Source organism: Acetivibrio cellulolyticus CD2 (assembly GCF_000179595.2).
In the GTDB taxonomy this organism is placed as follows: Bacteria; Bacillota; Clostridia; order Acetivibrionales; family Acetivibrionaceae; genus Acetivibrio; species Acetivibrio cellulolyticus.
Map to the genome: position 1 here is coordinate 544,115 of NZ_JH556657.1, position 19,779 is coordinate 563,893.

Genomic DNA, 19,779 nt, shown 5'->3' on the forward strand with positions numbered 1-19,779 from the left:
ATAGGTAAATAGTTATGATTATTTGTACTAATCATAACAAAATTCTATCTTAATTTAAGAATTTCGTAAAAGTTGATGATTGTACCAAAAAATCGACTATAGTCGAATGTCTATTTTGTAATATATAATATTTATTATTAGATAAAAGTTAATAATATTTTCAAATATAATATAAATATTGAAGGGGAGGTATGGTAATGAAAAAGGGATCAAAAATAAGAAAGGTACAAGCAGTATTTTTGGCGATTTGTATTTTTGGCACGTTGTTCACAGCGCCTGCTTATTCAGAAACTACAACAACAGATGCTACAACTGTAAATGATTACAATTTTGCCAAAGCACTTCAAATGTCTTTATATTTTTACGATGCAGAAAAATGTGGTAGAGGTATAACAGATGGAAGGCTTGAGTGGAGGGGTGACTGCCACCTCGAGGATGAGGCGGTTCCGCTAATACCAATGGAATCAAAAGAAAGTCCTGGTACAAACATGTCACAAGCATTTATTGACAAATACAGAGAGTTTCTTGACCCAGATAACAATGGAACGTTGGATCAAGGCGGAGGAATGCATGATGCAGGTGACCATGTAAAGTTTGGCCTTCCTCAAGGATATGCTGCATCAACCCTTGAATGGGGATTTTATGAATTCCGTCAAGCTTTTATCGATAAAGGCTTAGAAGATCATATGATTGAGATTTTAAGATGGTTCACAGATTATTTCTTAAAGTCTACATATATGGATGCAGATGGGAATGTAATTGCGTTTTGTTATCAGGTTGGAAATGGAGATGTTGACCATTCCTACTGGGGTCCACCCGAACTTCAGCAGCAAGTAAGACCTGCATTCTTTGCTACTTCAGAAAATCCTGCTGCCGATCAGTGTGCGAATGTATCAGCAGCGTTATCAATCAGCTATCTGAATTTTAAAGACTCTGATAAGGAATATGCAGAGAAGTGCCTTACAACAGCAAAAGCCCTTTATGAATTTGCAAAAAAATATAGGGGAACGGGTTATTCCGGCGGTTACTACGGATCAGCCTATGATGATGACGAAATGTCATGGGCAGCTGTTTGGTTAAATATTGCAACTGGAAATAAACAATACATAGATGATATAGTTTCTGTTAAAGATGGAAAATATACAGGTTATATGAAGAAGATTATAGTCAATGAGCAGAATCACTGGCAGAACATTTGGGTACATTCATGGGATGTAGTTTGGGGTGGCGTTTTTGCAAAACTTGCACCTATAACTAATACTGATAGAGATTGGTATATTTTTAGATGGAATAATGAGTACTGGGCAAGTATACAGCATGAAAATGCAAGCGATACAGCATATCTTAAACCATCACCTGCAGGTTTCAAAGTAGTAAATACATGGGGGTCTGCAAGATACAATTGTGCAGCACAGCTTTGCTGTCTTGTATATAGAAAGTATACTGGCCGTGAGGATTTTTCCGAGTGGGCAAAAGGCCAAATGGAATACATAATGGGTAATAACCCTCTAAACAGGTGTTACATAGTAGGATATGCCGAAAATTCAGCTAAACACCCACATCATCGTGCTGCTCATGGTTCAAAAACAAATAGTATGGAGGTGCCTACAGAGCATCGACATACGTTGTGGGGAGCTTTGGTAGGAGGTCCTGATGCTGAGGATGTACATGAGGATATCACAACAGATTATGTGTATAATGAGGTTGCTATAGACTATAACGCTGGATTTGTAGGTGCGTTGGCAGGGCTTTGCACATACTTTGGACAGGATCAGGAAATACTAAAAGATTTTCCTCCAAAAGAAGACCCGGTTGATGTATATTATACTGAGGCAATGCTTGAACAGGAAAATAAAGAGAGGACTCAGGTAACAATTAAACTATACAATGAGTCTGTTCATCCTCCACATAGAGAAGGAGACATGAAAGTACGTTATTACTTTGATATAGACGAAATGCTTGATGCCGGACAGACGGTTGATGATGTTGAATTGCAGATTATGTATGATGAGAACGATTCAAGCTACGGAGGACCTATTAAATACAGTGGGCCGTTCAAATGGGATGATACTGGAGTATATTATGTAGAGTTTGACTGGTCGGATTATGAAGTTTACGGCACACGTAATATTCAGTTCGCGCTTATTGGAGCACAAGACTCAAATTATAAGTTCCACTGGGATCCTACCAACGATTGGAGCAGACAGGGGATAACAGAAGAATTTGTAAAAAGCAAATATATACCAGTGTATAACAATGGTGAGCTGGTATTTGGATCAGAACCTCCCAAGGGAGTAGCTACACCAACTGCAACGCCTGATCCTAATGCTACACCTACTCCTCAAGAGAAGCCATCACTTAAGGTTATGTACAAATATGGATATGCTGATGATGGTATTGAAGGCGTTGGTGATGTAAAAGGAATAATAAAGGTATTAAATAACGGCAAGAAGCCTGTTGACTTATCAACAGTTTCAATTCGTTACTGGTATACAAAGGATTCAAATTCATCGCAAGATTATGTATTTGATTACATTAAAGTTGATGCTGAGAAGGTTGAAGGAAATTTTGTTGAAATTTCAAAACCAGTTGACACTGCTGATAGTTACTTTGACATAAGTTTCAAAGATGGAGCAGGTGTAATTGGCCCTGGTTCTGATAGCGGAGAAATTCAGTTCAGAATTTCCCAACAAGGGTTACCATATTCACTGTCAAACGATTATTCATTTAATGCTGATGCGGAAGGGTATATTGAAAATTCCAAGATAACGGTATACGTTAATTCGGAACTGGTTTATGGCATAGAACCTGATGGAGTGACTACTCCAACTCCAACACCTGCACAATACGTATATGGTGATGTAAATGGCGATGGTTCGCTAAACTCAATAGATTTTGGAGTTATGAGGAAGTATTTGCTTGGAATGATAAAAGAGTTCTCTTATGAAAATGGTTTGAAAGCTGGAGACGTTGACGGAAATGGTATGTTCAATTCGCTGGATTTTGCTTATATGAGACAATATATGCTGGGCATTATCTCAAAGTTTCCGGTACAAAAGTAATAAACCTGCTACAAAAGGCATCATCTTGTAGAGGGTGATGTCTTTTCGCTTTCTTAATCATCGTATTTGCAGTTGATCGGAGAGTGATATATAAAATTTTCGCTTGTATTATGACGAAAAATGTAGTAAAATATTGGTATATAATCTTTTGTATTTTTGTTTCTTCTATTCAAAAGTTTTGTTTTATCTGATGCTTAAGTAATTTTAGCAAAAAGAGCTTATTACAGCAGTCTTGCCGCCAGATTCACTATTTTTAATTGCAATAGGTAAAATTTATTTATATCGCAGTGATAACTGTCATCAATGGCTTGGGATTTGTGCTGGATAAAACTGCGGAACTATATTTGGCAAATTATTATAATATATAGTGAAGAATGTTATTTACACAAATAGATGGTGCCGGTTTGGTTAAAAATGTTTAGGAGGTATTCTTATGAGTATTTTTGGAAGGGACTATAGGAAGGTTAAGAATTATGGTCCGGTTAAGAGAGAACGATGCAATAATTGCTGTAATGAATCAACATTTCAGTTACAAAAGTTGTCAACCTGGTTTACACTGTTTTCCATTCCTATAATACCATATAGAACAAACTACCTTCTGGTATGCCCTATTTGTAAAAATTATGAGGAAATTGATAGTTCAGAATTTCTTGATTATGTAGATCTAATTCAAAGCCAGAAAGAATCAGAAAACCAATTGCTTTCATCTGACGGCTACATTACTGAAAGCGGCGCAATATACCGTACGGAAACTCAATTAAACTTTATAAGGCAAATGAAGGAAATTGAAATGGAGCGGGAAAAAAGAAATAGCTCAAATGAGTGATAATAACTTTTGCTTCAGGTGGAGCCAAATTTCCACCTGAAGCTACCATAAGTGTTTTTACAAAATGAGGTCACAGATTTTCCTGTGATTTGCATAAATTCTTTGCTTCTCGGCGTTCTTTTTTAATATTTTTCTTATTATCATTATCATGTACCCTTGTTACTGGGTTCAGCTTCCAGGTGCCTCTGATTTCTTTCATTAATTCAATATTACTTTTTTTCTTTTTCATTTCATAATGCTCCTTTAATGGTGTTTCAAAAAGTCCTTACCTATTTTGTCTTAAATTTATAGTTCTAAAAATCAGCTGATCTGATACATTCTGTCTTTACTTTTAAATGAACGCACAATTTTTTTTATGCTGTCTTCTGATAGATGATATGAAGCCGCCAGGTCTTTTGTGGTGTGTCCTTTTTCATATTTATTAAATATTTCGGTATTGCGTTTGAGTATGAGAAACTTTGTACCGTTTAATTCACCCCAGCCAGCCCTTTTTTTGTCTTTTTTCGGTATATATATTATTTCACCCTGAATATATTTTTGTAGCTCATGCAAAAGTTTAGGTGGAAGGATAACCTCCCCATTTTTGTACATCAACGATGAAAACCTCCCTTGTGTTGGATATAAAATTATTTGTAATTGCTATAGTCCTCATCGTGCCACCTCCTTTCAATTTTTTTATTTTTGTATTTTTGTTTGTTGGATTAATAAAAAATCCATGGAATAATAACCACCATGGATTTAAAATCTTATCTTTAGAATGCGTAGAAAATGTGATTGAACCATTAAAAAAACACGATAACCTTACCGTGTTAGATGTTTTTAATCTTTTCACAAAGCTTGTTATATAAATAACTTAGGTGATGGTTATATCTTATGCTCAAAAGCATAAAGGTTGATCAGAAGAAAACGGGATAAATGGCATAAAACTAAATTAATATGCAATCTTCCAATCCAGTATTAAATTATATTGAAGTCACCTTATAAATATTAATAATAGCTATCACCAATTTAACACTCCAATCACCTGAATTTAGATACATACAATTATTATATTACAATGGAAAATGTATGTCAAACTGAGTTTGATTTGTATGAATTTGCCTGTACGTGAAGGCCGTAACCTTCACGTACAAGTTTTTTCTAGGTGTTAAACCACCCTATACTTTTCAAATTAACCATCTCCTTTCATGAGGATTTAGCCGGCTAAGTTAATTATCTCACCATTGATAAAAGATTGAAAGGGAAAGAATGGTTATATAAATATTTGCTTTGCCTCTTTCATTTTACTCCAAGAGGCTAAATAAAAGAGCACCCTGTAAGGGTGCTTAAGACATAATGTTTTAAATATTTTTAATTATCTAAATCTGTACCAAGATGCTTGGCAAACAGTTATAAGCTGTGTAGCTATAGCTGTTCCAATAATCAAACCAAATACTAACCTAGACTTGATATTTTTAAGTATTTTACCTCCCAATAAATAGATTGCGCTATTTTTATCTTAGAAGCGCACAATCACAAAATGAAATCAAAAATCTCTAAAATTATAATTCTATAATTTCTATAGTTCTGGTTAAAATCTCTAAATCTATTAGTCTCTAGTCTTTACATTTATTTTATATGTATTAAAATCTAAATTTCTAAATTTTATAATCTAAAACTAAAATTATCTCTCTAAAGTACTTTATCTCCCCTAAGACCTTAAAATTCTCCCCGATTCGTAAAAAATTCTATTTTTATTATTCATAAAAATCTCCCCTAAAGCAAATAACAAAGAATTAGACTAAAGAATTAATAGACATAAACTTGTGTCAAAACCTATGATCAGAATTTTGTGAAGAAAGTTAATTAACTTTCTGACGCCTCCTTCCGATAAAATTTGATTTATGTTTATATTATAAGTTAACAAAGATAAGAAATAAGATACTTTTTAAATAAAGTGTAAGAGCATTTATGTTTGCCTTATGTTTTTATTATACAGCAGAAAAAAATCGAATTGAAGATAATAAAATTCTTTTTATACAATAAAATATTAAGGTGACATAAAATGTTGATAGGAGGCATGTTTTGCTCATAAGTACAAGACAAACTGGTTATAATAATAAAAATTGTTTGGAGATGATATTAATATGGATAGTAATAGGGCTAAAAAGATAATGGAATCAAATGGAGTTATAGAAGTTTTATATCAGGGATCTCCGGTTTGGATAGAAAATGTTTTGGATAATAATACTGTTCAGGTATCTAATATCCAAACGAATGATAAAAAGGATGTTCCTGCATATATGCTTGTAGAAAAAGATTTGCCGCACAATATATAGAAAACAATACTAATAGAGGCAGAAATATTATATTGATAATAAATGTTTTATGCTTTATTATTAATAACGCATGAATTAAACCCTTAATTAAGTGAATTTTAGCATCACTTAAAATATGATAATTAGGTAGTGAGCTGATACCAAACTAGCTGAATTAGTTAGTTTGGTATCAGCTCCTTTTTTAAACTGTTATTTTAATAAATTTGTGAGAAAACCAAGTGAAGTTCCGGTTTCTAATATATGCTCAAATAAATGAAATACGGGAAAAAGAGCCAATAAAAATATTTCAAATAATATGAGCCTGTTTTCTGTTTGTTTAAAGCTTAAATTTGAGTAGAGATCCAATAAATCATGCAGACTATCTATTTTGCCATTTACAACACTTAAGCGTTCATCTAGTTCGTAATACTTTGAAATAATATCATATATATCCCTAAGTTCTGAAGTTTGCTCCACAAAGCCTGGCCTATCCAGAATTCTAATACTATGGATACTGTCATATTCAAAGCGCAGCATTTTGGAAATCAAAACAGAGGATTTCTTTCTGTAAAATCCAAGACGGCCTTTTTGCAAATATGTAATGAACTTTTCGGCATCATCCAGAAGCATGTTTAAGTCCGATTCAAAACTGGAGAGCTCTGTAGACTTTGCAAGAATTATCGAAGTGACATGTATAAGAGTATCGCTATAATCATATTCAACATTGCTGTTTTGCCAGAGGTTGATTTTTTGGTTTGGAAGAACTTTTATATAGTGGATTTCATAGTATTTATACAATAAAGAGTAGTTAATCTTACTGCCAAAAGATTCAATGTACTTAATAAAAGTATAGATTTCATCATCTTCAAAATTGGCAAAGGAAATACATCCATATTTAAATATATAGACATGTTTGTTTTCGGTATTGTATTTTAAGACCAAATCCAGTTCGTTTCCACTTAAAGTAATATATTCATCCCATCTGAATTTCATGGGAGTGCCAAGAAGCTCTACGATTTTATCCAATGGAAGAACAGGTGCAACCTTAACGCTTTTAATCTTTATGCTTTCCATTTTATATAACCCTCTACTTTATTAAGTCTAAAACCATAAGAACAATCTCTATAACGATCAATAAAACTATAACCCATTCTACAAACAAGCCTCTTATGGAATGAGAAATAGAGGAAAAACCTTCGATAAGGCTATTTAAAATATTCGTTTTTTCCTTAAGTATTATATAACGATCATTCAACTCGAAGAACTCTGCCATCTGGTTGTAGAATTCTTCTGCCTGAATACTTCCCCAAGTTATATCTGGCTTATCTAGAATCATTATATATGCCAATGTATTATACTCATGCCTGACAATTTTTGAAGTAGTATTTGCGATTTCTTTATTACCCACATTTAGCTTCCCTTTTTCCAATTTGTCAATCATTGTTTCAAGTTTATCGACGATTTTGCCGAGTTGCTCTTCAGTTTTTTCCAAGGCAACAGATTTTGCTATGACTGTTGAAATAAGTTCGGGGTAAAATTCTTCGAACTTTGGTACCAGAACATATTTATCTGTAAGCTCGATTTTTGAATTGGCACGGACTTCTAATTCATAGTCATCGCTGTATTTTTCATAACCTTTTATATCAATATCCGCTTTATTGCGTTTTAAATACTCCATGAAGGACAACTCGTCGCTAGTTGTGCAGTTAATAAATACAATGCTTCCGAAGGAAAACACCATTACTTTCTGTCCATCTTCTAAAGATCTTCCCAGAATTGAGCTTAGTATACCCCCGAAGAGTACAAGTGGCTCTTCCCATGTGTATTTCTTAGGAATATGGCATTGATCAGCGATTTTGTTTAGTTCAATTTCGTTTGTTATCGCATAGGCTTTAAATACTATTCTGTTCAAAAATATTCACCAGCTTTCAGGGTATAGAATTATAATTATATTATTGTTATTTTACAAGGATATTAAAGTTAAGAAATAATATTCTTCTTGAAAAGTTTTTTACAACTTTTATAAATACAATTTTATAGATTATTTTGTATATCTACGCTTCTATTCTATCATAGCTTATCTAAAAAGTAATTATTTTATTACATTTTTAAGTTTTCTAAAAACTTTTTAAGATGAATAGTAAAAGAAGGAATTTTTGATGCTCGTATAGAAATATATTTAGAGTTCAATTTATAATAAAAAGGCATATATTTCATTTCGACTTTAGGACATTTGCTTTGCAAATTCCTCAAACAAAAACTACAAAATGGAGGTACAGTATGGAGTTAAAACCAGGTGATATTGTATCAGTAGCGCATTATTCAGAAGATACTTCTTTTCAGAGCATAGTTCTTGATGTGGTAGAGAATGAAGTTTTATTGAATCTTCCAAAAAAGTTTTCTATTTACAATCTATTTGAAAATGATCCAGTAGTTTTAGGGTTTCGGGCTGGTTTGGAAATATATGCGGCAGAATGTTCTATTAGGATTATCAATGTTAAAGACAGTAGTATAGCACTAAAAGTTGATAATATAGAATTTGTTAAGGAGAAAAGGATTTTTGAGAGATTTCCAGTATCTCTATATGCAGATATAAGAACGCATGAGGATGGGAACAGAAAAATTGCATGTATCAGTAATATAAGTTTGGATGGGCTGGCTATGGTATCGAGAAATGAGTTTTTTGAAGAGGATACGATAGATTTTGATATATATATAGATAAGCGGATTTTAAGGCTGTCAGGAAGTGTAATATGGAAGGAAAAGATCTCTGGTAATTTTCAGTATGGTATAAAGATAATTTACCAGGATTTTAATACAAAGAATTCACTAAAGCTTTACATGAATATTTTGAAAAATGAACAGGAGAAGGCTATAATGCTTTTGAAAGAGTAAAAGTGAATATATAATATATAAATTATGTAATTGTTCCAAAAGGAAACAAACAAGAAAGGGGTTTTTGTCAGAATCTCTTTTCTTGTTTGTTTCTTACTTTTAGGTATGTGCATTAATTACCTACTATTTCTTTTTGCCAGGCATATTCTTGTTGTTTGCCTTAGCGCCTAAATCTTTAAATGCTGGATCCCTGTTTTCCCCAAGTTGATCGTTGGCAAACTCATACAGGCCTGATGGGTTTTCAATAGATGGCTTGGTGTTCTTATTTTTAGCAACATCTTTTTTACTGGACATAAAAATCACCTCCTATTTTTATTGTTAATAGTTTTCCTGTTTATTTAAAAGAAATACAAAAAATAAAGTTGGTTTACTTAGGAAATTTTATAAATGACGGAGTTGTAAAGGTTTAATTAAAATACTATAATAATTAATGATATCTAGTGAATATTTTAAATTGGTTTGTTATAATGAAATTGTTTAATGGCAATAAATCTCGGAATTAGAGACGATATTTTGTTGTTTATGCATGAAATCTGTTTTTAGGTAAAATAATTACAAAAAAGTTCAAATATCATTGTTGCAATCTTTTGATAATATTGGTATAACTGGATGAGGTTTGCTATGGCGAATAGAATTCTAATTAAGGTACAGTGTTTTTTAGTATTGATCATAATAGTTTTAATTAATGGGATTTCGGTATTTGCTGTGAGTGAAGCACCCGAAATTAAGGGTGTATCCGCAATACTTGTTGAATCTAAAAGGGGACAGGTATTATTTGAAAAGGAGTCTAAAAGCAGGCTTCATATATCAAGTGCAAATAAAATGATGACAGCTCTGTTGGCATTGGAGAAAGTTGGTTCAAAGATTGATACACCCGTAACTATTAGTAAAAATGCCGCAGCAGCCCAAGGGTCTATACTGAATTTAGAAGTGGGAGGAAAATATTCTATTCAGGATTTGGTCTACACTGTAATACTTACGTCTGCAAATGATTCGGCAACAGCTCTGGCTGAGTATGTTGGGGGAGATTTTCAGTCATTTGTAAATATTATGAATGATAAAGCCCGTGAACTTAAAATGACAGATACCAATTTTACAAATCCTACTGGATTGTATGATGAAGCACAATATACTACTGCTTATGATCTTGCTGTCTTAACCAGGTTTGCATTATCAAATCCATACTTTGAGCATATGTTTTCTTCTCAGGCTAAGTTATGGACCAATCAGGGAAAGGTAGAGGTTATCACAAACAGCAATAATCTTTTCTGGAGTTATAATGGTATTGACGGTGGTAAAACAGGATACAATGAAGTGGAGCGTCAAACCGCTATAACTACGGCTACAAGAGATAATTTGAGAGTTATAAGTATTGTATTGGATTCTCCGGAGAAGAGTGTATATGACGATTCAACAAAACTGCTTGACTATGGATTTAACAATTATAAGACAGGTGTTCTGGTTAAAAAGGATCAAACATTGAAAAGCATATCTGTAGGAGATAAACCTATAGACTTGATTAGTCCTATAGATGTCTATTATACTTTTCCGATAGGAGAAGACTATATAAAGGCCATTGATCTAAAGCTTAAAGAGGGTATCGAACTACCTGTCCTCAAAACTGAGGTTGCAGGAACTATGAAGTATATACTTAAGGATAATACCGAAATTGGTATAGATTTGTATCCTGCAGCTAATGTTTATTCGTCTGTAGACATGTTCTCTTCTATGGTTAAATATATGATTGAATATAGAGATATTACAATTTTGCTGTTTATTTTGGTTGGAATAGAAGTTATTCTTGTTTTAGTAAAAATATTCAAGGGGTTAAAAAATGCTTTAACAAAAGTATTATCAAGATCAAAAATATAGGTGGTTTATATAAAACTTGGAAATCTATTGAAAAAGACAGCGCCAAGATGTAAAATTATTAAGACAGAAATATTTACAGAAATATTTTTTGTAAGTGTATTATATTCAATATTACAAGAAATAAATGTGGAGGCATATAATGAAACTTGTTTTTGCTATAGTACATGATGAAGACGGGAATAAAGTCATGAAAGAACTAAATAGCAATGGATTTAGTGTTACGAAGCTATGCTCAACAGGTGGTTTTTTGAAGGCGGGTAATACGACTCTACTTGTAGGGGTAGATCAAGACAAAGTTGATCAGGTTATAGAGATCATTAAGAGCAAATCCAAAAGTAGAAAACAGGTTATTAACTCACCTATTGCACCCATCGATGTAGGAAGTGTTTTTTTGAGTAATGCGGTTGAAGTTGTTGTAGGTGGTGCGACAATTTTTATTGTTGATGTAGAAAGATTTGAAAAAGTATAAATTAATATTTTCTGTAATAATTATATGATAGCGAGTAATTTGGTGTAATTATACCAGTAAGTGTAGAGGTGTATATGGGCTTTGATAGGAAGCTTTCCATTAAGGAAAGGATACAAAAGAGAAGAAAACAAAAAAGGAAAAGATTTTTTATAGTTCTATGTTTTTTACTAATCAGCATTATGACATATTTTGTTATCAATAATGCTTTGGGGCATGACGGGGAGGATCCAGTATTTTCTGATAAAGAGCCTGCACAAAGTACTATTCAGATTACAGCTGCAGTTGAGTCTACTCCGACAGCTTTTCCTGCTAGTGTAGGTGTGGCATCAAGTGTTTCAACTACTCCAGAAGAAACTAACGGAGACAATGTAAATGCTTCTCCAGCAAATTCGGCTGAAAATGATGCAAAAGGGGAAAACAGTTTGGAGGTAAGTAGTAGTGCTCAGGGAAAAGTAAATTATGATAAACTAAAGAGCGATCTTGGACAATATATATCTAAATTTGCAGGCCAGTATGGGATACATTATATTGATCTTGAGAATAATTATGAGTTTGGAATAAATGATACAAATGAATATATAGCTGCAAGTACAGTAAAGGTGCCTCTTAACTATTTCGTATATAAAAAGATAGCTGCGGGAGAGGTTGACCCTAAAAAAACTTTAACTTATACTGAGGGCGACTTTGAGGGTGGCACAGGTATTCTTCAAAATAAGAAACTGGCTGGAAAATCTTTTACTATAAAATATTTGATGGAGTTATCTATTACACACAGCGACAATATAGCAACAAATATGCTATTAAGACATTTTGGAAGAAAAAATCTTAAGAACTATATGAGGTCCCTTGGAGGAACCGTTGTAAAAGACAATAAGAATGTGTCCTGCCCAAAAGACATGGCAATTTATATGAAAGACGTATATGAATTTTGTAATAGTAATGGTGAATTAGGTGAAGAGTTTAAGCATAACTTATGTAACACGGTGTTTAATGATAGGCTGCCAAAGCTATTACCTAAAGAAGTGAAAGTTGCACATAAAGTTGGCAATCAGATCGAAGCTGTGCATGATGTGGGAATTATTTATACCGATAAGCCTTATGTGCTTACTGTTATGTCTAAAGGTATAGTTAGCGAGGAAGAAGCGTGTAACGTTATTGCAGAGATTTCCAAGAAGGTTTACGATGTAGTAAAGGATAGATAATAAACAATAGTATTTTGACAAAATAAAAAGTCCTCTTTTGCAGGGGACTTTATTATTGCTGTAATTTTTTTAGTTACCATATACTCCGGCTAAAATAAAATTGGTATAAGGAAATATTTAGGACCTATTTCCTCGAACGTGATATTCAGAGTATAAACAGAACTTTTAATGGCAACCCGGCTATCTTAGCTTTGACTTTCGTCTCAGCTTTAGACCCAAGGCTTTGCGTCATTGCCTTTCGACAACTTTGCCCTGTTTCATAAGTCACTATTTATATCTCCTTATACCCAAATATAAAGGGGAGTATAATGTACAATATTATTATAACATAGTAAAAAATTACTGTACATTTCGTTTTTTGAATATATTACAGCTTTTTAGTCTATTGAATTAGGTTATGATTAAAATGGTTATATATTTCGTTGATTTTCACCATTTTTCGCATAAAGTAAAAATAAGAATTACTCTCAAAGAACGAGAAAAACACTACTATGCAACAGGGGAGATACGTTCCATACTAGTGTTTTTTGTAGAGATGTAGGATATTAAATTGAAGACGACGTTCATTTATCTTATATATAATATTTCTACATTTTTTTTAGAAATCCTTCAAGAAGAGAAAAATAATTATTTTTATTGTCATCAAAATAAAATATGTTTTTCAATATGCATTTTTTATTATAGAATAGAGATAAAAAATGTATAATTAGTATGTGTCTTAAAGAAAATAAATAAGGAAGTGAGAATACAAATGAAACCTAAAACAGTGCGTATTATTGCATTAACAACAGCTATTTTGCTTTTTATTACATCAGTTGGATTGATAACATTTTCAGCATTTTGGGGAAGGTAGTGATTATTTGGGAAAAATTGTGAGCACATATATTTTTCCTCATCCACCGATAATTGTTCCTGAAGTTGGAAAAGGTGAAGAGAATGATGCCATAAACACTATAAATGCAGCAATAAAAGCGTCAAAAGAAATAAAAAGCCAAAAGCCAACTACTATTATTGTGACAACACCTCATGCACCAGTATTTGAAGATTATGTTTTTGTTTCGGATGATAAGGTTCTTAAGGGCAACTTTGGAAAGTTCGGAAGAAAAGATGTGGGCTTAAGTTTTGAAAACAATTTGAGTCTGGTAAAACAAATTATTTCCTATGCTGGAAATGAGGGTTTAAGTGCTGGAGGAATAGACAGGGCGACAGCTGCAAGATATGGTTTGGAAAATGAGCTTGACCATGGTGCTTTGGTTCCTTTGTACTTTATCACAAAGGAATACAGCAATTTTAAACTTGTACACATTTCAATATCTTACCTTAGCATGGAAGAACTCTATAGATTTGGAATGTGTATAAAGAAGGCAGTTGAAGATTCAGATGAAGATGTTGTTTTTGTTGCAAGCGGCGACCTCTCGCACAAGCTGACCCATGAAGGTCCCTATGGATATAGTGAACATGGCAGTAAGTTTGATGAAATGGTGGTAGACAGCATCAGAGAAAGCAATGTTCAAAAGCTTCTTGGCATTGACGAGGAATTTTGTGAAAGCGCAGCACAGTGTGGTCTTAGATCCTTTGTGATTATGTATGGAGCTTTGGATGGATATGAAATTAAGCCAGAGGTATACTCTTATGAAGGCCCATTTGGTGTTGGGTATTGTATAGCAAAGATTGGTGTTGGTAGAGAGGATAACAATAGAAAAGTTATGGATAAAAGGATTGAAGAAATTCGTAAGAATGAGGATGAATATGTTGCCCTTGCCAGATCCTCTCTTGAGTCATTTGTAAGAGAAGGTAAGATGATTGAAATACCTGACGGACTTCCTAAAGAAATGAAGACGGACAGGGCTGGAGTTTTTGTATCAATCAAGAAAGATGGCCAGCTGCGTGGATGTATTGGGACAATAGTTCCAACAAGAGAAAATATTGCCGGAGAAATTATATATAATGCGATCAGCAGCGGAACAGAAGATCCACGATTTTTTCCTGTAGAATCAAGTGAACTTGAGAGTTTAGTTTACTCTGTAGATGTACTGATGAAGCCTGAACCAATCAACTCCATGCATGAGTTGGATGTTATAAAATACGGAGTAATTGTAAGATCAGGATATCGTTCGGGATTGCTGTTACCGAATCTTGAAGGTGTAAATACACCAGAGGAGCAGGTAGATATAGCACTTCAGAAAGCCGGAATAAGGAAAAATGAAGAGTATTCAATGCAGAGGTTTGAAGTGATAAGGCATAGCGCCTATAATGTATAAATTGTTAAGCACATATTGAAAGACGTGGGAGATAAAATGGACGCAGCAAAAATGGCAATGTACTATAAAAAAATTGAGGATTTAAAGGTGCACTGCTATCTCTGTCCTCATAACTGTGTGATTAATCCTGGAAAACTTGGGGCTTGCAGGGCACGTAAAAATATTGAAGGAGATCTTTATTCGCTTAACTATGGTAAGATAACTTCTATTGCACTTGACCCGATTGAAAAGAAGCCGTTGTATCAATTTAAGCCGGGTTCTATGATATTGTCGGCAGGTACGTTTGGGTGCAATCTTAAATGTTCTTTCTGCCAGAATTGGTCAATTGCCCATGAGCATCCAGATACTTATATGATGACTCCCGAAAGTCTTGTTGCAAAGGCAAGGGAGCTTGAGCATGACGGTAATATAGGAATTGCATACACCTATAACGAACCATCAATATGGTACGAATTTGTATATGCCACTTCAAAGCTTGCAAAGGAAGCCGGGCTATCTAATGTTCTGGTTACAAACGGATTCATAGGAAAGGAAGCAATGAATGATCTATTACCGTTTATTGATGCAATGAATATAGATGTAAAGGCATACACTGCATCATTCTATAATGAGATTTGTAAGGGAACCCTTGACAATGTTAAAGAAACTGTTGAGTTGGTATACGATCGCTGTCATGTTGAGATTACAACTCTTGTAATTCCGACACTTAACGATGCGTTAACTGAAATTTCAGATATGTCAAAGTGGATCTCTTCTCTGTCACCTAAAATACCGTTGCATTTATCAAGATATTTCCCAAACTATAATATGCAACATATACCTCCTACGCCAAAGGAAACACTTGTGAAGTGCAGGGAAGAAGCGCTTAAGTACCTTGAATATGTTTACCTTGGCAACGTTTGGTAATAATAATATTAATATTTCATTAAATTATTAAAAAGTCTATTAACGTATGAAGGCATTAGTGTTAAAATAGTGAGTTATACAGGTGCCTTTTTATTTGGCGCACTTATTGTAAAGTTTTTTTGTGATATATAAGGTATAATGTTTTATACTGATGATTAACTTTAAGAACGTGGGGTTTTCGATGGATTTTATAGATAACATTAATTTTTGGGGAATTATAAGTTTTCTATCCGATAATTTGAGTATTAAAGGACCTTGGGATATTGTAAAAACTATTGTTGATATAAGTATTGTATCTTATGTCATATACAAGATGACAAAGCTTGTTAGGGAAACAAGGGCATGGCAGCTGATAAAAGGTATTTTATTTATATTGATTGCTTCCAAGCTTAGTGAGGTCTTAGGGCTTAGAACTATTTCCTTTATACTTAAAATGATAATCCAATACTTGGCGATAGCTTTGGTAGTGCTATTCCAGCCGGAGCTCAGAAGAGGTCTTGAACAGATTGGAAGGAGCAGATTTAAAAATTTCTTCAACTTTGAGGATGAGGGCTATACTATTAAGGTCAAATCCGATATTGAGGAGATAATCAAGGCTGTTTTTGAAATGTCAAAGACCTTTACAGGTGCTTTGATTGTAATTGAGAGAGAAACAAAAATAGGTGAGATAATAAATTCAGGAATTCAGATAGATTCAAATATTACCTCTGAACTGTTGATTAATATTTTTACGCCAAACACTCCACTGCATGATGGAGCTGTTGTTATCAGAGGTGATAAAATCAAGGCCGCAGCATGTTTTTTGCCACTGACAGAAAACCCTAACTTAAGCAAGGAGCTTGGTACAAGACACAGAGCTGCTTTAGGAATCAGTGAGGTTTCAGATGCTATAGTTGTAGTAGCTTCAGAGGAATCAGGAAAGATATCTGTTGCCTTAAATGGAGGACTGACTAGGAACCTTACATCAGACACGCTTAGAAAGGCCCTAAGCAAAAACCTTTTGGAAAAAGGTGCTCCAAATAAAAAGCTGGGTCTGTGGAAGGTGAAGACGAAATGAGCGATTTGTTAAAGAGAGATTCAACTGTAAAAATTATATCGGTTCTGTTTGCAATATTTCTCTGGTTTTTTGTCTTGGACAGCACAAACCCTACTATTTCTACTGACATGAATATTTCACTAAGGGTTGAGAATGAGGCTGTTCTCAAGGGAAAAAATATTGTTATAAAAAATGCAAATTTTCCTAAAAACGTTACAATAAGTTTAAGGGGGAGAAAAGATAAAATAAGCCGTGTTAATTCTGCGGAGACAGAGGCAGTTGTAGATTTATCTAAGGTTAGTGATGTGACTACTAAATTTTTGTATGTAGAGGTTTATGGCATCCCAGCTGGTGTTTCATTTGAAAGTGTTACACCAAGGGTAGTAAACTTTGAGCTTGAAAAGATAGGTGAAAACCCTTATCCTGTTGAAATCGTGACTACAGGTGAGGCTAAAGAAAAGTATAAGGTAGTTGGTGTAGGTGTTTCACCCCAGACTGTATCAATTGAGGCTACTGATTCTGTTATAAATTCTATTGGTCAGGTAAAAGCTTTTGTGGATATTACAGATATTAAGGATGATAGCGTATTAAACCTGATGTGCAAGGTTTATGATAAGGAAGGCAAAGAAATGCCACAGTTTGACAATAAGTTTGGTGTAGAAGTCAAAGTTGAAGTTGCAAAGGAAGTTCCTGTTATACCTGTCGTAAAAGGAAGGCCAGCTAAGGACTTTGTTGATGGTGTTCACAAAGTAGTTCAGGATAAAGCATTGATATCAGGTGCTTCTGATGTTCTTGATCAGATTGACAACCTCAAAACTGAACCTATAGATATTGAGAATCTTAGTGAAAGCACAATCAAGACTGCAAATATAGTTGTACCTAATGGCGTAAGCCTTGTAAATACGCAGAAGACTGTAAATGTGAGTATAGTAATAGAGCCGCTTGCGGTTAAGAACTTTAAATTTACACCAGAAGACATAATATTGGAGAATGAATTGATTGATGGTTCATTAACTTACAAAATAATGAATACAGATATTAATATAAACATTAAAGGCACAAGTGAGGAACTGGATAAGATAATAGAGAGCGGATTAAAACCATCAATTGATGTAAGAGGTCTTGGAGAAGGAACATTTAAAAGATCGCTAAAAGTAGTATTGCCAGGTACTGTTCAGCTTTCTGAAAATGTAGAATTGGAACTGGTTATTGAGAAGAATGAAGAATAAATAGAGGTTTTTAAATGAAGCTGATTATACACAATATAAAGTTGTCTTTAGATGATGACATAAACGCTTTGAAGCGTATTGCCTCAAAAAAACTAAAGGTAGATTCTAAGGACTTTATAGATTTCAAGATTGTAAAGGAATCTATTGATGCCAGAAAAAAGCCAGATATAAACCTGATATATTCTGTTATGGTTGAAACAGCAAGAAATTTAAAAATAGCAGATAATAATGATATTAGGGTTCTTGAGGACAATTTAGAGGAGCCTTTAACTCATGGAGATAAAAAACTTAGCTTAAGACCTGTAGTAATAGGAACGGGACCTGCAGGCCTTTTTGCAGCGCTTATTCTTTCACAGAATGGCTACAAGCCTTTGGTGCTTGAACGCGGTGAATGCGTTGAGAAAAGGACTGAAATAGTTAACAGCTTCTGGAAAGGCGGAGAACTCAATCCTGAGACTAATGTGCAGTTTGGAGAAGGCGGTGCGGGAACGTTTTCTGACGGCAAGCTTACTACAAGGATTAATGACAGAAGGTGCACAAAGGTGCTTCAAGAGTTTTATGCATCCGGCGCACAAGAGGAGATTCTATACAAAGCGAAGCCCCATATAGGTACTGATGTGCTTAAAAAAGTAGTTGTAAATATGAGAAAAAGGATAATTGACTTGGGAGGAGAAGTCAGATTCAACTCAAAGGTCACTTCTGTTTGTGTTAAAGCTGGTAAAGTTACTGGTGTTGTGGTTAATAACAGTGAGAACATTGACACTGAAGTTGTGATTCTTGCAACAGGTCACAGTGCAAGGGATACATACAGTAGTCTTTTTGAAAGCGGGATAGAGTTTGTACAAAAACCTTTTTCAGTTGGGGTAAGAATTGAACACCCTCAAGAGCTAATAAACAAAGCTCAATATGGCGAGGCTTCAATCCATCCCAGGCTTGGTGCTGCTGATTATCAGCTTTTTTACAAAACTTCCGACAGGACAGTTTATTCATTTTGCATGTGTCCCGGAGGAATAGTAGTAGCATCTGCATCCGAGCCGAATATGATAGTAACAAATGGTATGAGTGAGTTCGCCAGGGACAGGAAAAATGCAAATAGTGCGCTTGTAGTTTCAGTAGGACCTGGGGATTTTGGAGGCAGCCACCCGCTGGCAGGTATTGAATTTCAGAGAATGTGGGAAAGATTGGCTTTTGGTGCTGGAGGAAGTTCTAATGCAGCGCCTGTTCAAAGACTTGAAGATTTTATTGACGGAAGGGTTTCCAGCAAATTTGGAGCTGTTTGTCCAAGTTATACAGGAGAGACAAGAAATGCAGATATAAATACATGCCTTCCGGGTTTTGTAACAGCTCCTATGAAGGAATCAATCAAATACTTTGATGACAGGCTCAAAGGCTTTGGGAGCAAGGATGCACTGCTTACCGGTGTTGAAACAAGAACCTCGTCACCTGTGAGAATTCCACGGACTGATACTCTTGAGGCCACAAGGGTGAGTGGATTGTATCCGACCGGTGAAGGTGCAGGGTATGCTGGAGGAATAGTAAGTGCAGCTGTTGACGGAATCAGGGTGGCAGAACAAATAATTAAGACATATTCAGTGTAGGCTTGGAATAAGATATAACTGCATTTTAATACTCTAAATATGAAAATGATATTTTAGTCACTTGTTTTATTAAATGTATTTAGTTTATAATGTAATACGTCAGAAATTGTCTATGTTTATCGAATA

General features: G+C 34.2%; 17 protein-coding genes and 1 riboswitch. Of the genes, 12 read left to right on the top strand and 5 right to left on the bottom strand.

The features are described 5' to 3' along the window. Nucleotides 1-197 precede the first annotated feature (197 nt). Together ACECE_RS0214365 and ACECE_RS0214370 are read left to right on the top strand one after the other, a co-directional pair. Nucleotides 198-3,062, top strand: coding sequence for a glycoside hydrolase family 9 protein (locus ACECE_RS0214365; RefSeq protein ID WP_010248440.1), 2,865 nt, complete (start codon nt 198-200; stop codon nt 3,060-3,062). Nucleotides 3,063-3,495: 433 nt separating this feature from the next. Continuing rightward, nucleotides 3,496-3,888 (top strand): zinc-ribbon domain-containing protein, encoded by a 393-nt coding sequence (locus ACECE_RS0214370; RefSeq protein WP_010248441.1) that lies wholly within the window; start codon nt 3,496-3,498, stop codon nt 3,886-3,888. A 70-nt stretch (nt 3,889-3,958) separates the two neighbouring features. Here the strand turns inward: ACECE_RS0214370 and ACECE_RS31160 are convergent, their stop codons facing one another. Both ACECE_RS31160 and ACECE_RS0214380 read right to left on the bottom strand, forming a co-directional pair. Continuing rightward, on the bottom strand, nt 3,959-4,117 hold the full coding sequence (locus ACECE_RS31160; protein ID WP_162862547.1) for a hypothetical protein: 159 nt from the start codon (nt 4,115-4,117) through the stop codon (nt 3,959-3,961). A 71-nt stretch (nt 4,118-4,188) separates the two neighbouring features. Continuing rightward, nucleotides 4,189-4,479, bottom strand: a complete 291-nt coding sequence (locus tag ACECE_RS0214380; RefSeq protein ID WP_010248443.1) for a CD3324 family protein — start codon at nt 4,477-4,479, stop codon at nt 4,189-4,191. Nucleotides 4,480-6,014: 1,535 nt separating this feature from the next. On the opposite strand from ACECE_RS0214380, the gene ACECE_RS0214390 reads away from it, so the two are divergent. Continuing rightward, entirely contained in the window at nt 6,015-6,206 is a 192-nt protein-coding gene (locus ACECE_RS0214390; RefSeq protein WP_010248445.1) for an H-type small acid-soluble spore protein, read from the top strand. A 189-nt stretch (nt 6,207-6,395) separates the two neighbouring features. On the opposite strand, the gene ACECE_RS0214395 is transcribed toward ACECE_RS0214390, so the two are convergent. Together ACECE_RS0214395 and ACECE_RS0214400 are read right to left on the bottom strand one after the other, a co-directional pair. Continuing rightward, nucleotides 6,396-7,259 carry an RMD1 family protein gene (locus ACECE_RS0214395; RefSeq protein WP_010248446.1) on the bottom strand — a complete coding sequence of 288 codons (864 nt, stop codon included), beginning with the start codon at nt 7,257-7,259 and terminating at the stop codon, nt 6,396-6,398. Nucleotides 7,260-7,272: 13 nt separating this feature from the next. Further along, nucleotides 7,273-8,097 carry an RMD1 family protein gene (locus tag ACECE_RS0214400; protein WP_010248449.1) on the bottom strand — a complete coding sequence of 275 codons (825 nt, stop codon included), beginning with the start codon at nt 8,095-8,097 and terminating at the stop codon, nt 7,273-7,275. 368 nt (nt 8,098-8,465) lie between these two features. Between ACECE_RS0214400 and ACECE_RS0214405 the strand changes: the two genes are divergently transcribed. Next, nucleotides 8,466-9,080, top strand: a complete 615-nt coding sequence (locus ACECE_RS0214405; RefSeq protein WP_010248451.1) for a PilZ domain-containing protein — start codon at nt 8,466-8,468, stop codon at nt 9,078-9,080. Between the two features lie 123 nt (nt 9,081-9,203). On the opposite strand, the gene ACECE_RS31165 is transcribed toward ACECE_RS0214405, so the two are convergent. Beyond that, nucleotides 9,204-9,374: a hypothetical protein gene (locus tag ACECE_RS31165; protein ID WP_162862548.1), complete on the bottom strand. Its 171-nt coding sequence runs from the start codon at nt 9,372-9,374 to the stop codon at nt 9,204-9,206. Nucleotides 9,375-9,701: 327 nt separating this feature from the next. Between ACECE_RS31165 and ACECE_RS0214415 the strand changes: the two genes are divergently transcribed. The 8 genes from ACECE_RS0214415 to ACECE_RS0214460 all read left to right on the top strand — a co-directional run bounded on the left by ACECE_RS0214415 (nt 9,702) and on the right by ACECE_RS0214460 (nt 19,653). Beyond that, nucleotides 9,702-10,952: a D-alanyl-D-alanine carboxypeptidase family protein gene (locus ACECE_RS0214415; protein WP_010248453.1), complete on the top strand. Its 1,251-nt coding sequence runs from the start codon at nt 9,702-9,704 to the stop codon at nt 10,950-10,952. A 139-nt stretch (nt 10,953-11,091) separates the two neighbouring features. Then, nucleotides 11,092-11,421: a cyclic-di-AMP receptor gene (locus tag ACECE_RS0214420; RefSeq protein ID WP_010248455.1), complete on the top strand. Its 330-nt coding sequence runs from the start codon at nt 11,092-11,094 to the stop codon at nt 11,419-11,421. 74 nt (nt 11,422-11,495) lie between these two features. Beyond that, the gene (locus tag ACECE_RS0214425) at nt 11,496-12,623 is read left to right on the top strand and encodes a serine hydrolase (protein ID WP_010248457.1); all 1,128 of its coding nucleotides are present in this window, start codon (nt 11,496-11,498) and stop codon (nt 12,621-12,623) included. Nucleotides 12,624-12,790: 167 nt separating this feature from the next. Further along, nucleotides 12,791-12,885: riboswitch (cyclic di-GMP riboswitch) on the bottom strand. Between the two features lie 598 nt (nt 12,886-13,483). Next, nucleotides 13,484-14,884 carry an AmmeMemoRadiSam system protein A gene (gene amrA / locus ACECE_RS0214440; RefSeq protein WP_010248459.1) on the top strand — a complete coding sequence of 467 codons (1,401 nt, stop codon included), beginning with the start codon at nt 13,484-13,486 and terminating at the stop codon, nt 14,882-14,884. Nucleotides 14,885-14,920: 36 nt separating this feature from the next. Next, nucleotides 14,921-15,790 carry an AmmeMemoRadiSam system radical SAM enzyme gene (amrS, locus tag ACECE_RS0214445; protein ID WP_010248461.1) on the top strand — a complete coding sequence of 290 codons (870 nt, stop codon included), beginning with the start codon at nt 14,921-14,923 and terminating at the stop codon, nt 15,788-15,790. A 181-nt stretch (nt 15,791-15,971) separates the two neighbouring features. Then, nucleotides 15,972-16,847, top strand: a complete 876-nt coding sequence (gene cdaA, locus ACECE_RS0214450; protein ID WP_010248463.1) for a diadenylate cyclase CdaA — start codon at nt 15,972-15,974, stop codon at nt 16,845-16,847. Then, nucleotides 16,844-18,055: a CdaR family protein gene (locus tag ACECE_RS0214455; protein WP_010248466.1), complete on the top strand. Its 1,212-nt coding sequence runs from the start codon at nt 16,844-16,846 to the stop codon at nt 18,053-18,055. Before cdaA ends, ACECE_RS0214455 begins: the two co-directional genes overlap by 4 nt. A gap of 14 nt (nt 18,056-18,069) precedes the next feature. After that, complete coding sequence (locus tag ACECE_RS0214460) at nt 18,070-19,653, top strand: NAD(P)/FAD-dependent oxidoreductase (protein WP_010248467.1); 1,584 nt, start codon at nt 18,070-18,072, stop codon at nt 19,651-19,653. Nucleotides 19,654-19,779 lie beyond the last annotated feature (126 nt).